10 protein-coding genes are annotated in these 13254 nt (G+C 65.8%); 7 read left to right on the top strand and 3 right to left on the bottom strand.

Features of this window, described 5'->3' with window-relative positions; translation table 11 throughout:
- Positions 1-93 precede the first annotated feature (93 nt).
- The 3 genes from QM685_RS01990 to QM685_RS01980 form a co-directional block, all read right to left on the bottom strand.
- Positions 94-1026 (bottom strand): LysR family transcriptional regulator, encoded by a 933-nt coding sequence (locus QM685_RS01990; RefSeq protein WP_415112159.1) that lies wholly within the window; start codon positions 1024-1026, stop codon positions 94-96.
- A 216-nt stretch (positions 1027-1242) separates the two neighbouring features.
- The gene (locus QM685_RS01985; RefSeq protein ID WP_415112158.1) at positions 1243-2328 is read right to left on the bottom strand and encodes a porin; all 1086 of its coding nucleotides are present in this window, start codon (positions 2326-2328) and stop codon (positions 1243-1245) included.
- Between the two features lie 518 nt (positions 2329-2846).
- Positions 2847-3395 carry a hypothetical protein gene (locus QM685_RS01980; RefSeq protein WP_415112323.1) on the bottom strand — a complete coding sequence of 183 codons (549 nt, stop codon included), beginning with the start codon at positions 3393-3395 and terminating at the stop codon, positions 2847-2849.
- Positions 3396-3959: 564 nt separating this feature from the next.
- On the opposite strand from QM685_RS01980, the gene QM685_RS01975 reads away from it, so the two are divergent.
- From QM685_RS01975 to QM685_RS01945, 7 genes are all read left to right on the top strand, one after another.
- The gene (locus QM685_RS01975; RefSeq protein ID WP_415112157.1) at positions 3960-4985 is read left to right on the top strand and encodes a bile acid:sodium symporter family protein; all 1026 of its coding nucleotides are present in this window, start codon (positions 3960-3962) and stop codon (positions 4983-4985) included.
- Between the two features lie 380 nt (positions 4986-5365).
- Complete coding sequence (locus QM685_RS01970; RefSeq protein WP_415112156.1) at positions 5366-6352, top strand: LacI family DNA-binding transcriptional regulator; 987 nt, start codon at positions 5366-5368, stop codon at positions 6350-6352.
- Positions 6349-7650, top strand: coding sequence for an AGE family epimerase/isomerase (locus QM685_RS01965; RefSeq protein ID WP_415112155.1), 1302 nt, complete (start codon positions 6349-6351; stop codon positions 7648-7650). The genes QM685_RS01970 and QM685_RS01965 overlap by 4 nt, the downstream gene beginning before the upstream one ends.
- On the top strand, positions 7647-8555 hold the full coding sequence (locus tag QM685_RS01960; protein ID WP_415112154.1) for a carbohydrate kinase family protein: 909 nt from the start codon (positions 7647-7649) through the stop codon (positions 8553-8555). The genes QM685_RS01965 and QM685_RS01960 overlap by 4 nt, the downstream gene beginning before the upstream one ends.
- A 168-nt stretch (positions 8556-8723) precedes the next feature.
- On the top strand, positions 8724-8954 hold the full coding sequence (locus QM685_RS01955; RefSeq protein WP_415112153.1) for a hypothetical protein: 231 nt from the start codon (positions 8724-8726) through the stop codon (positions 8952-8954).
- A 74-nt stretch (positions 8955-9028) separates the two neighbouring features.
- A complete protein-coding gene (locus QM685_RS01950) occupies positions 9029-9274 on the top strand; it encodes a hypothetical protein (protein ID WP_415112152.1) in 246 nt (81 codons plus the stop codon).
- A 320-nt stretch (positions 9275-9594) separates the two neighbouring features.
- The gene (locus QM685_RS01945; RefSeq protein ID WP_415112151.1) at positions 9595-13182 is read left to right on the top strand and encodes an indolepyruvate ferredoxin oxidoreductase family protein; all 3588 of its coding nucleotides are present in this window, start codon (positions 9595-9597) and stop codon (positions 13180-13182) included.
- Positions 13183-13254 lie beyond the last annotated feature (72 nt).

The following is a 13254-nucleotide window of genomic DNA, read 5'->3' as shown; positions in this document are numbered from 1 at the left end:
GGGTGCTGGCAACCAGTATAGCGAAACGGGGTAAGGCCGCAGGGTACGCGGAGCCGGTGGCGAGGGCGTCCGGTGGGCAGTTCTCGCGTTCCGCTAGCGCACCGCCAGCGCCTTGATCTGCTCCAGCGACGGCCACAGCGACTCGTTCGCGAACCGTGCCGCCAGAAAATCGACGAACGACCTCACCTTCGCCGACAGATGCCGCCGGCTCGTATAAACCACATGAATCGGCAGCTCGCGCGGCGGCACTTCATCGACGAGCAGCGGCACGAGCCGCCCGTCGGCAAGATCGCCGCCGATCACCTCGGTGCCGAGCATCGCGATGCCCGCGCCGTGCAGCACGATCACGCGCTGCGCCTCCAACTGATTGACGATCAGGTTGCCCGACAGACGCACGCGCGAGCCCGCGTCGCCGGTCGCGACTTCGAGCGCCGACACGCCCGCGTACTGCAGATAGTTGTGGCGCGCGAGATCGGCGACGCTTTTCGGCGTGCCGTGCTTGCGCAGATACGCGGGCGACGCGCACAACACGAGGTGCGCGGTCGCGATCTGCCGCGCGATCAGCGACGACGACTTGAGCCCGCCCGGCGACGCGCGGATCGCGACGTCGAAGCCCTCGTCGATCAGTTCGACGACGCGATCGGACAGCGTCATGTCGACGGTGACCTGCGGATACTGCGCGGCGTAGTCGGCCACCGCGGCCATCACGTGACTCAGGCCGAACGCCGATAACGACGACACGCGCAGCCGGCCCTGCGGCACCACGCTCGCCGCGCCGACCGCCTGGCCAGCCTCGTCGAGCTCGGTGAGCGCCTGGCTCAGGCGCTCGTAGTACTCGCGGCCCGCTTCGGTCGGCGCGACGCGGCGCGTCGTGCGGTTCAACAGGCGCGCGCCGAGCTGCTGCTCCAGATGCATCACGTGCTTGCTCGCCATCGCCGCCGACATTTCCATCTTCTCCGCCGCGCCGACGAAGCTGCCGGCCTCGACCACGTGGCGGAACACTTTCATGCTGACGAGGGTATCCATCTCCAATCGCTCGCTTCAGGAATCAATCGACGCCATTTTGCCGGGTTTATCAAAGACTGGACGGCAAAGCGCTGCGATCGACGGCTGCAAACGACAAAGCCCGCGTTCCGAAGGAAGGCGGGCTTCGTGGTGTAACCGGGCTGGCCAGGTGGCGGCGCGAGTCGCGCCGCAAGAACGACGGCGGGGCTCGCCGCAGCCCGGCCTCGCCCTTACGGCTTAGAACTTCATGCGCATCCCCGCGCCGTAGGTATTGCCGCTCGACTGTCCCGTAATCCGGTCATACAGATACGCCGCATACAGGTCCGTGCGCTTCGACAGCGGATAGTCGTAACCGACGGCCGCGGTCTGGCGCGTCTGGTTCGAGCCGCCGCCGTTGCGCGACCACGCGAACGACGCCATCACCGAGCCCGACCCGAACGGCACCGTGACGCCGCCCTGGCCGGTGTTCACGTGCCAGCTCGTGACCTGCTGGTTGTTGTACGTGTACATGTACTGGCCGTACAGCTTCACGAACTTCAGGTCGTACGAGACGCCCGCCTGCGCGACGCTCTGGCTGCGCAGACCGGGCACCCCCGACGTCTCGTAGCTGCCGAGGTCGCCCGGCACGCTGTTGAAGTTCACGTACTGATAGACCGCGGTCGCCGCGAACGGGCCGTGGAAATACAGCACCTGGCCGCTCCATTTCTTCGCGCCGTTCTGCGTGGTGTTGCCGAGTGCGTACATCGCCGTCGCCGAGAGCCCGTTGAAGTTCGGCGACGCGTACGACACCGCGTTGTTCCAGCCCGAATCGCCGGTCACGCCCTGATCGGTCGTGTAGGTCGGGAACGTGCCGAGGCCGAGGTACGTGTGATAGATCATCGGCGAGAACACGTACGAATCGACGAACGGGTTGAACAGGATCGTCGACACGAACAGCGGTGTCGTCTGCCGCCCGGCCGTCAGCGTGCCCCACGGTGCCTCGATGCCGACGTACGCATTGCGCGAGAACGTCGTGTCGCCGGTGAAGCGGCCGTACGAGCCGCTCTCCGCGCGGAAGAAGCCTTCGAGCGCGAAGATCGCCTTGTAGCCGTTGCCCAGATCCTCGGTCCCCTTGAAGCCCCAGTACGACGTCGACATGCCGCCGCCGGACACCACCACGGCCGTCTTGCCGCCCGGGAATTTCTGCGAGCCGACCCATTCGTCGACCTGCCCGTAAAGCTGCACGCTCGACTGCGCGAACGCGGACGAGGTGCCCGCCAGCACGGCGACGCACGCGGTGGCCTTGAGAGTGGTCTTCAGCGCGCTGCTGAGGCTTGTTTTCATGGATTCTCCAATCTTTGTCAAAAAGGTGTGGCTGTGCGAAAGGGGACGCTCGCGCGAACCGTTGTTGTTATCCGTTCGACCATCGAGCCAATCTGGGCTGAGCCATCTTTGCGGACCATTTTTATGAACAGAAATGTTGCCGCTTATTGCCGGTATATCGATCTGGTTAGCTTGGTCGTTTATCGGCCTGATATCCGCAGGTTGCCGGCACCCATGCGGAGCCGAGCGCCGACCACTCGCCCGCGGCGCGTCATGCCGGGAACGGCGCGCCGTAGCGGCTGACAACGCATCAGATGACAGACAGATGACGCGGCGCAGCAGCCTGCCCCGATTTGACAGTGACAAGCGCCTTACAGCCGAGTGTTTTCAAAAAAGTGTGGCGTCGAAACGTCAGATTGACGGGATTGCGGGCGGCAGACGGGAGATCGCCAGAGGCGAGTCCGCGGGAGTTGAGTGAGATGGGGGTGACGACAGGTGTTGAACAGGCGCCGAGCGGCAGCCAGAAGCGAGCCCGCCAGTCAGTTCCGATAGGGCGAGCCTTCGGGCTGCCGCGGATCGTCGGCGGGACGCTGCAGCGAGCGCGCCGCGCCGCGCTCTTCGTTGTAGCGCGCGACGTCGGCGCGGATCGAGCCGCTGCGCATCGGTATATTCGGCGGTGGACGTGGCACCGGGCGCGACTCCGCGCTGACCGGCGTCATGGCGCCGGCATACTGCATGCGCGCGCGCTCATCGGGATAACCGGACGGTCCGCTGACACGGCGCACACCGGACTTGTCGCCGCCGTAGCCGTAGCGGTAATTCGCGACCGCGAAATTGGCGCCGTCACGCTGGGCACGCGGATCGCGCGAAGTCATCGCATTGAGAGAAGGTCTTGCGGAGGGGGCGCCCACGGGGCTCGCGTATCGGCCGCCGCCGCGCATCTCCATGCGCGTCGCGCGATCCGCGCCGCCATGCGAAAAAGCGCCGCCGCCATGCGCGATGCCCGGCACTTTTGCATAGGCGAGCGAACACAGCACGGCGATGACCGCGCCCCACACCCAGCGCCTCGTTCTCGACAACCCGTCCACCTTCTGACTCTCATGCCCGAAGACTTGCCTGAAATCCACCGTTCGAGCTGCGATGGACCTGTTGCGGGACTGACGAAAAGCGCCGCGTTACTGTCGCGGCGCAGGGGGCATCCCTGCGGCCTTTGAACGGTAATTTATGGGCGGCGGCCGAGGGTGTCGAGCCAAAAAGTGTTAGGCCCTCCCCCTGGATGTAACACCTTGTTACCGCGACGTTTTTCTGCGACAAAGCCCTTGCGCGAAAGCCCGGAATCACTTGCCGGCGGGCGTTTTCGCGAATGCCGCGCGAGCCTGCCGAGCCGCGAGCGCGAGTCGCTTTTTACTTCCAATCGTTAAAACGACCTGGCCCAGGCGGAGCGTGTCGCCAATACTGAAACGGTGGCGCAAAGCGCGGTTCACGTCGCCCCCATTGGGCCTGTTGATGCACAACATTCATTAATCAATTCGGTAAATGAATTTGCCTTTTTAATCGATTTTAAACAACAATAGCCGCTTCCCATTACTCGAGACGGCGCCATCTGCGCGTGCGTCTCGCGCTATTTCGCGTCATTGAATCGAGATTCCGACATGGCCCGCCCGAAATATTTACCCGACAACTTCACCCTGTGCCTCGTGGGCACCGTGATCCTCGCCAGCCTTCTGCCTGTTCACGGGCAAGCCGCCGTCGGGTTCAACTGGGTAACCAACATCGCGGTCGGCCTGCTGTTCTTCCTGCACGGCGCCAAGCTCTCACGCGAGGCGATCGTTGCGGGCGCAACGCACTGGCGCCTTCACCTGGTCGTATTGCTGAGCACGTTCGCGCTTTTTCCGCTGCTCGGCCTCGCGCTTAAACCGGTTCTTTCGCCATTGGTCACGCCGTCGCTCTACGCGGGGGTCCTCTTCCTCTGCACGCTGCCATCGACGGTCCAGTCGTCGATTGCGTTCACGTCCATTGCCAAGGGCAACGTGCCGGCCGCGGTATGCAGCGCGTCCGCCTCGAGCCTGCTCGGCATCTTCATCACCCCAGCCCTCGTCAGCCTCATCGTGACCAGCCAGGCGGCGAGCGGCGGTTCGTCGCCGTGGCATACGGTCGGCAATATCGTGCTGCAACTGCTCGTGCCGTTCATCGCCGGCCAGTTGCTGCGCCCGCTGATCGGCAAGTGGATCGAGCGCAACCGCGGCGTGCTGAAGTTCGTCGACCAGGGCTCGATCCTGTTCGTCGTGTACGGCGCGTTCAGCGAGGCTGTCAACGAAGGCCTGTGGCACACGATTCCGCTGTCCGCGCTCGGCGGCCTCGTGGTGGTGAGCGCCGTTCTGCTCGCGCTCGCGCTGGCCGTGACGATCTTCGCGAGCAAGCGGCTCGGCTTCAACCGCGCGGACCAGATCACGATCATCTTCTGCGGTTCGAAGAAGAGCCTCGCCGCCGGCGTGCCGATGGCCAAGGTGATCTTCGCGTCGCACGCGGTCGGCGCCGTCGTGCTGCCGCTGATGCTGTTCCACCAGATCCAGTTGATGGTCTGCGCCGCGCTCGCGCAGCGCTGGGGCGCCCGCGACACCAGCGGCGAGACCCAGGCCGCCTCGCAGGCTCCCGCCGCGGCCGTCGCGCGCCGTTGAAAATACACGCAATGCAAACAGGACATTCATAAGCGCCCTCCCTGAGCGTCGTTTGATCGTGTGAAGAAAGCCGCCTTGCGCGGCTTTTTTCTTTTGGCGTTGCCATTGTTTCCGTTCGCCTTTGCGTTATTTCACGCTCAAACGCGGTCGCTGTCGCCTCGGCCGGATGGCATAGGACGATTCCTGGCGCGACGCTACGATTGCCTTCCCAGCCGTTGTTTAGTTTATTTTACTAAACACTATTGAATCACATAACTCCATAAAATACGGGTATTTACCGGTACCTGATCGCCGCTTTCCGGGCTGTTTCGCTCGCGTTTTACTATACAATCGCCCGAACCCAAACACGTAAAGCCGCGCTCTGGCGGCTGCTTCATCCGATGGCCACAACCATCCGCGACGTCGCCCGCGCGGCCAGCGTTTCGATCGGCACCGTATCGCGCGCGCTGAAAAACCAGCCGGGGCTGTCCGAGGCCACGCGCGAACGCGTCGTCGAGGCGGCGCGGCAGCTCGGCTACGACCCGGCGCAACTGCGCCCACGGATCCGCCGCCTGACCTTCCTGCTGCATCGTCAGCACAACAATTTCGCCGCGAGCCCGTTCTTCTCGCACGTGCTGCATGGCGTCGAGGATGCGTGCCGCGAGCGCGGCATCGTGCCGTCCGTGCTGACCGCCGGCCCGACCGAGGACGTGATTCACCAGATACGCCTGCATGCGCCCGACGCCGTCGCGATCGCCGGCTTCGTCGAGCCCGAAACGCTCGCCACGCTGGTCGCGATGCAGCGCCCGCTCGTGCTGATCGACCTGTGGTCGCCCGGGCTGCGCTCGGTGAATCTCGACAACGCGGCCGGCGCGACGCTCGCGATGCGGCATCTGTTCGAGCAGCGGCGCAAACGGGTCGCGTTCATCGGCGGCTCGCTCGCGCATTTCAGCATCGCCGAGCGCGCGCTCGGCTACCGGCGCGCGTTCTTCGAAGCGGGGCTGCTGTTCGACCCGTCGCTCGAAGTGAACATCGACGCCGGCCTCGACCCCGACACCGGCGCCGCGCGCGCGATGCAGCGCCTGCTCGATGCGCCGGGCCCACATCCCGACGCCGTGTTTGCCTATAACGACGCCGCCGCGCTCGCCGCGCTGCGCGTGTGCCTCGCGCGCGGCCTGCGCGTGCCCGACGACATCGCGATCATCGGTTTCGACGACATTCCCGCCGCCGCGCACGCCACGCCGCCGCTATCGACGATCGCGGTCGACAAGGAAGCGCTCGGGCGGCGCGGCGTCGAACTGCTGCTCGAAGACTCACCCGCCGAACTCGAAGTCCGCTTGCCCGTTCAACTCGTTGCCCGTGCCAGTACTTTGGTGAAAACGCCATGACGCAATCCGATCAGCTCCACCCTTCCGGCGACGCCGTCAAGGCGCCGCCCGTCGCGAGCTTCCGCAGCCGCGAATTCCTGCTCTCGCATATACAGGACACGCTGCGCTTTTACGCGCCGAACGTGTTCGACCCGAGCGGCGGCTTCTTCCATTTCCTGCGCGACGACGGCTCGATCTACGACCGCACCACGCGCCATCTGGTGAGCAGTTGCCGCTACGTGTTCAATTACGCGATGGCGTATCGCCAGTTCGGCGACCCGCGGCATCTCGAGTACGCGCGCCACGGTCTGCGCTTCCTGCGCGACGCGCACTGGGACGCGCAGAACGAAGGCTACGACTGGGAACTCGAATGGCGCGACGGCAAAAAGCGCACGCTCGACGGCACGCGCCACTGCTACGGCCTCGCATTCGTGCTGCTCGCGTATTCGCATGCGGCGATGGCCGGCATCGAGGAAGCGAAGCCGATGATCGGCGCGACCTTCGAGCTGATGGAGCACCGCTTCTGGGACGCCGCCGCCGGCCTCTATGCCGACGAAGCGTCGCCGGAATGGCGCGTGAGCTCGTATCGCGGGCAGAACGCGAACATGCACACCACCGAGGCGCTGCTCGCCGCGCACGAGGCGACCGGCCATCTGGTCTATCTCGACCGCGCCGAGCGCGTCGCGTCGAACATCACGCTGCGCCAGGCGAAGCTGTCGCAGGGGCTCGTGTGGGAACACTTTCACGCGGACTGGTCGGTCGACTGGCACTACAACGAGGAAGACAGCTCGAACATCTTCCGTCCGTGGGGCTTCCAGCCCGGCCATCAGACCGAGTGGGCGAAGCTGCTGCTGATTCTCGAACGCTTCCGTCCATTGCCGTGGCTGCTGCCGCGCGCGATCGAGCTGTTCGACGCCGCGATGACGCACGCATGGGACGAAGACCACGGCGGCCTCTACTACGGCTTCGGTCCGGACGGCACCGTGTGCGATCACGACAAGTACTTCTGGGTGCAGGCCGAAACTTTCGCGACCGCCGCGCTGCTCGGCAAGCGCACCGGCAACGAGCGCTTCTGGGACTGGTACGACGAGATCTGGCGCTATAGCTGGGCGCACTTCGTCGATCACAAATACGGCGCGTGGTACCGCATCCTCACCTGCGACAACCGCAAGTACAGCGACGAAAAGAGCCCCGCCGGCAAGACCGACTATCACACGATGGGCGCGTGCTACGAGGTGCTCGCCCATGCGCTCGACGAGGCTCGGGCGGCCGGACCGGCCGCATCCGCCGCCGCGCGGTCCGCGGAGAAAGCACAATGAGCCCGACGACCGATCTGCCCGTTTTCGTTTCCGCCGGCGACATCCTCACCGATCTCGTGCGCACCGGCGCGTCGCAATGGCTGTCGCGGCCGGGCGGCGCGGGCTGGAACGTCGCGCGCTGCGTCGCGCGGCTCGGTCTGCCGACCGCGTGCGCGGGCTCGCTCGGCGTCGACAACTTCTCCGACGAACTGTGGGAGGCGAGCGTCGCCGCCGGGCTCGACATGCGCTTCATGCAACGCGTCGAACGCCCGCCGCTGCTCGCGATCGTGCATCGGACGCATCCGCCCGCGTACTTCTTCATGGGCGAGAACGGCGCCGATCTCGCGTTCGATCCGGCGCGCCTGCCGGCCGGCTGGATGGACCAGGTGAAGTGGGCGCACTTCGGCTGCATCAGCCTGGTGCGCCAGCCGCTCGGCGACACGCTCGCGGCGCTCGCCGCGCAACTGCGCGCGCACGGCGTGAAGATCAGCTTCGATCCGAACTATCGCAACCTGATGGAGCACGGCTACGAGCCGACATTGCGCAAGATGGCCGCGCTCGCAGACCTGATCAAGGTGTCTGACGAAGACCTGCGCCTGCTGTTCAGGACCGGCGACGAAGCCGCCGCGCTCGCGCAATTGCGCGCGATGAATCCGGCCGCCACCGTGCTCGTCACGCGCGGTCCGGAAGCGGCGCTGCTGATCGACGGCGCGGCGGTGATCGAGGCAAAGCCGCCGCGCGTCGAGGTGGTCGACACGGTCGGCGCGGGCGATGCGTCGATCGGCGGCCTGCTGTTCAGCCTGATGAGCGCGCCGCGGCGTGCATGGCCGGAGCATCTCGCGTTCGCGCTCGCGGCGGGTGCCGCGGCCTGCCGGCATGCCGGCGCGCATGCGCCCGCGCTCGACGAGGTCGTCGCGTTGCTGTGACTGCGTTGCGGTGATTGCGTGGCTGTAATTTTCCTGCCTTGGGGCGCGCGTAATGTCGCCGATGTCGAGGACATCGCACCCGTGAAAGCGCCGCCCCGGCCGGGAGCCGAACCTCCAGCGCCGTGCTACGATGAAAACATCGAAACCTTTGCAAAAAGGAGCGAGGCCATGGAAAACGTCACCTACACCAAAGGGATCTACACGGCCACTGCGTCGATAAGAGAAGTCGCGCAGGACTCCTGGCAGGGTATCGTCACACTCGCGCGCGACGAAGGCGAAGCCAGCGCCGATCAGGAAACCACGGTCTACGAAGTCGATTCCACTTCGTCGACGCCGGAAGAAGCGCTCGAAGAAGCCAAAGCGCTCGCGCATCGTATCCTCGGGGAAATCGAACTGTAGGCCGAACATCGGCGGGCGCGCCGCGCGTCGTCCGATGCGTCGCGCGCCGCCGGGCCGGCCGGCTGGAGGCGATCATGGCTGAACAGCTCTTCCAATACGGCGTCTATTCGATACACGTGCGCCCCCTTGAACTGAGCGGCGCGCGCTGGGACGCCGAGTACGAAATCCGTCATCGGGAGAAGGCCGTCAAATCGTGGACCACGGTTGGCGGCGACGCGGGCTACGCGGACGAGGCCGAAGCGGTGGCAAGCGCGCACCGCCAGGCGATCGACGATATCGAGCATGGCGCGGGGATTCCGAAGCCTCATGTGTTTCCCTGAGCGGCGCGTGGCTGTTTGCGCGCGACGCGCCGATCGCGAATCAGTGTCCCGCCGGCCTCGGCGGTGCGTTCTTTTTTAGCGCCGAAACTTCCCCGCCGCGCGCCGCCGCCTCCTCCCAGGGCATACCCGAACCCCGCCGCCGCATGGCAAATCCGGCTCAAAAGCCGGTCGAAACGCGCGACTCATCGCGCCCATTCGTCAACGCCCGATTAAAGAAGAAAAAATTCACTCGCACAGGCGCTAAAAAATAGAGTCTCTTCCGCCGCGCCCCATCCGTGACCCCACCACCGCGCGCGGAACAGAACAACGGAGATTCGCCCATGACCGCCCGCCTGCCCGTCGACGGCACGCCCGCTCTCGCCGATTACCGGCTATCCGACAATCTCACCGCGACGCGCGGCCGGATCTTTCTGACCGGCACCCAGGCGCTCGTGCGCCTCGCGCTGATGCAACGCGCGCTCGACAAGAACCGTGGCCTGAACACCGCCGGCTTCATCAGCGGCTATCGCGGCTCGCCGCTCGGAATGGTCGACCAGCAGCTATGGAAAGCGAACAAGCTGCTCGCCGCGAGCGACATCCGCTTTCTGCCCGCGATCAACGAAGAACTCGGCGGCACCGCCGTGCTCGGCACGCAGCGCGTGGAAGCGGACCCGGAGCGCACCGTCGAGGGCGTGTTCGCGATGTGGTACGGCAAGGGTCCCGGCGTCGACCGCGCGGGCGACGCGCTGAAGCACGGCAACGCGTACGGCTCGTCGCCGCACGGCGGGGTGCTGGTGGTGGCCGGCGACGATCACGGCTGCGTGTCGTCGTCGATGCCGCATCAGAGCGACTTTGCGATGATCGCGTGGCACATGCCGATCGTGAATCCGTCGAACATCGCGGACATGCTCGAATTCGGCCTGTACGGCTGGGCGCTGTCGCGCTTCTCGGGCGCGTGGGTCGGCTACAAGGCGATCTCGGAGACGGTCGAGTCGGGGTCGACCGTCGATCTCGACGCGCTGCAAACCGAATGGGCCGTCCCGCAGGATTTCGCCGCGCCCGCGGGCGGCCTGCACAACCGCTGGCCCGACCTGCCGAGCCTCACGATCGAAGCGCGCCTGCACGCGAAGCTCGACGCGGTGCGCCACTTCGCGCGCCTGAACAGCATCGACAAATGGATCGCGCCGAGCCCGCACGCGAACGTCGGCATCGTCACCTGCGGCAAGGCGCATCTGGACCTGATGGAAGCGCTGCGCCGGCTCGATCTGACGGTCGCCGATCTCGACGCGGCCGGCGTGCGCATCTACAAGGTCGGCCTGTCGTTTCCGCTCGAGATGACGCGTATCGACGCATTCGTGTCCGGCCTTTCCGAAGTGCTCGTGATCGAGGAAAAAGGCCCGGTCATCGAGCAGCAGATCAAGGACTATCTGTACAACCGCACGCAAGGCGCGCGGCCGGCCGTGATCGGCAAGAACGCCGAAGACGGCACGCCGCTGCTGTCCGAGCTCGGCGAATTGCGCCCGTCGCGCATCCTGCCGGTGTTCGCGAACTGGCTCGCGCGTCACAAGCCCGCGCTCGATCGGCGCGAGCGCGTGGTCGATCTGGTCGCGCCGCAGATCCTGTCGAACGCGGCCGACAGCGTGAAGCGCACGCCGTACTTCTGCTCGGGCTGCCCGCACAACACGTCGACGAAAGTGCCGGACGGCTCGATCGCGCAGGCCGGCATCGGCTGTCACTTCATGGCTTCGTGGATGGAGCGCGACACCACCGGCCTCATTCAGATGGGCGGCGAAGGCGTCGACTGGGCCGCGCATTCGATGTTCACGAAAACGCGCCACGTGTTCCAGAATCTCGGCGACGGCACCTACTTCCACTCCGGCATTCTCGCGATCCGCCAGGCAGTCGCCGCGAAGGCCACGATCACCTACAAGATCCTCTATAACGACGCGGTCGCGATGACCGGCGGCCAGCCGGTCGACGGCAGTATTTCGGTGCCGCAGATCGCGCGTCAGGTAGAAGCCGAGGGCGTGTCGCGCTTCGTCGTGGTCAGCGACGAACCCGAGAAATACGACGGCCATCACGGCCAGTTTCCACAAGGCACGACGTTCCATCACCGCGGCGAAATGGACACGGTGCAGCGCGAGCTGCGCGACACCGACGGCGTGACCGTGCTGATCTACGACCAGACCTGCGCGGCCGAAAAACGGCGCCGTCGCAAGAAAGGCGAATTCCCCGATCCGGACAAGCGTCTTTTCATCAACGAGGAAGTCTGCGAAGGCTGCGGCGATTGCGGCGTGCAGTCGAACTGTCTTTCCGTCGAGCCGGTTGAAACCGCGCTCGGACGCAAGCGCCGCATCGACCAGTCGTCGTGCAACAAGGACTACTCGTGCGTGAACGGCTTCTGCCCGAGCTTCGTCACCGTGGCAGGCGGCAAGCTGAAGAAAGCCGCGGGTGCCGCGTTCGATCCGCAAGCGCTCGCCGCGCATGTCGCCGGATTGCCGCTGCCCGCCACGCAACTCGATGCCGCGCCGTACGACATTCTGGTGACGGGCGTCGGCGGCACGGGCGTCGTGACGGTCGGCGCGCTGATCAGCATGGCCGCGCATCTCGAAGGCAAGAGCGCGTCGGTGCTCGACTTCATGGGCTTCGCGCAGAAAGGCGGCTCGGTGCTGTCGTTCGTGCGCTTCGCGGCGCGCGACGAATGGCTGAACCAGGTGCGCATCGACACGCAGCAGGCCGACGTGCTGCTCGCCTGCGACATGGTGGTCGGCGCGAGCGCCGATGCGTTGCAAACGGTGCGGCATGGCCGCACGCGCATCGTCGTCAACACGCATGCGATTCCGAATGCGAGCTTCGTGCAGAACCCGGACGCGACGCTGCATGCCGACGCATTGCTCGACAAGATGCGTCACGCGGCGGGCGAAGAGCGCATGTCGACCTGCGACGCGCAGGCGCTCGCGACGCGTTTTCTCGGCGATACGATCGGCGCGAACATCCTGATGCTCGGTTTCGCGTGGCAGCTCGGTCTCGTGCCAGTGTCGTTCGCCGCGATGATGCGCGCGATCGAACTGAACAACGTCGCCGTGCAGATGAACCAGTTGGCGTTCTCGATCGGACGCATGGCCGCCGCCGATCCGGCCGCGCTCGAATCGCTGTGGCAGGCGCGTCATCCGGCGAAGCCAGCTCCGCGTGTCGATACGCTCGATGAACTGATCGCGCATCGCGAAGCCCGGCTGCTGACGTATGGCGGCGCCGCTTACGTGAAGCGCTATCGCGCGCTGGTCGATGCCGCGCGCCGCGCGGAAGCGAAGGTCGACGCCACGAGCGAGCGCGTTACGCGCGCGGTGGCCACGACGTTCTATCGGCTGCTCGCGGTGAAGGACGAATACGAAGTCGCGCGTCTGCATACGGATGCCGCATTCCGTGAAGCGCTCGAAGCGCAGTTCGAGGGCGTAGCGGGCAAGGACTTCAGCATCAGCTTCAACCTCGCGCCGCCGACGCTCACGCGCGCGGAGGCCGGTGCCGTGCCCAGCAAGAAAACCTACGGCCAGTGGATGTGGCCGGTGCTCGGCGTACTCGCGAAATGGCGCGGCCTGCGCGGCACGCCGCTCGATCCGTTCGGCCGCACGCTCGAACGCAGGATGGAGCGCGAACTCGCGAGCGACTATGAAATCACGCTGCAGCGCGCGCTCGCGCAACTCGACGCGAACACGCTCGACGACGTCGCGAAGCTTGCTGAACTGCATGCGCGCGTGCGCGGCTACGGTCACGTGAAGCTCGCAAATCTCGCGGGCGTGAAGCGCGGCGAACGCGACCTCGCGGCACGCCTGCGGATCGATGCGGCGACGGGTGCGGCGGTCAGGAAGTCGCTCGATGAAATGAAGGGCGCCGGGCAGTTGCGCGGGATTCCGGTGGTGGTCGCGAAGTAGTTCGCATCGGTTCGCGGCACGGCAACAACGGGAAAGCCGCTTCGGTTTCGTGCCGAAGCGGCTTTTTTCTGG

This window comes from Paraburkholderia sp. (assembly GCF_047605525.1).
In the GTDB taxonomy this organism is placed as follows: domain Bacteria; phylum Pseudomonadota; class Gammaproteobacteria; order Burkholderiales; family Burkholderiaceae; genus Paraburkholderia.
This window is presented reverse-complemented; position numbering and strand designations above follow the sequence as displayed.

Excerpts from the sequence above, each read along its gene's own strand:
- QM685_RS01990 (WP_415112159.1), bottom strand. The coding sequence starts at position 1,026 with ATGGATACCCTCGTCAGCATGAAAGTGTTCCGCCACGTGGTCGAGGCC.
- QM685_RS01985 (WP_415112158.1), bottom strand. The coding sequence starts at position 2,328 with ATGAAAACAAGCCTCAGCAGCGCGCTGAAGACCACTCTCAAGGCCACC.
- QM685_RS01975 (WP_415112157.1), top strand. The coding sequence starts at position 3,960 with ATGGCCCGCCCGAAATATTTACCCGACAACTTCACCCTGTGCCTCGTG.
- QM685_RS01970 (WP_415112156.1), top strand. The coding sequence starts at position 5,366 with ATGGCCACAACCATCCGCGACGTCGCCCGCGCGGCCAGCGTTTCGATC.
- QM685_RS01965 (WP_415112155.1), top strand. The coding sequence starts at position 6,349 with ATGACGCAATCCGATCAGCTCCACCCTTCCGGCGACGCCGTCAAGGCG.
- QM685_RS01960 (WP_415112154.1), top strand. The coding sequence starts at position 7,647 with ATGAGCCCGACGACCGATCTGCCCGTTTTCGTTTCCGCCGGCGACATC.
- QM685_RS01955 (WP_415112153.1), top strand. The coding sequence starts at position 8,724 with ATGGAAAACGTCACCTACACCAAAGGGATCTACACGGCCACTGCGTCG.
- QM685_RS01950 (WP_415112152.1), top strand. The coding sequence starts at position 9,029 with ATGGCTGAACAGCTCTTCCAATACGGCGTCTATTCGATACACGTGCGC.
- QM685_RS01945 (WP_415112151.1), top strand. The coding sequence starts at position 9,595 with ATGACCGCCCGCCTGCCCGTCGACGGCACGCCCGCTCTCGCCGATTAC.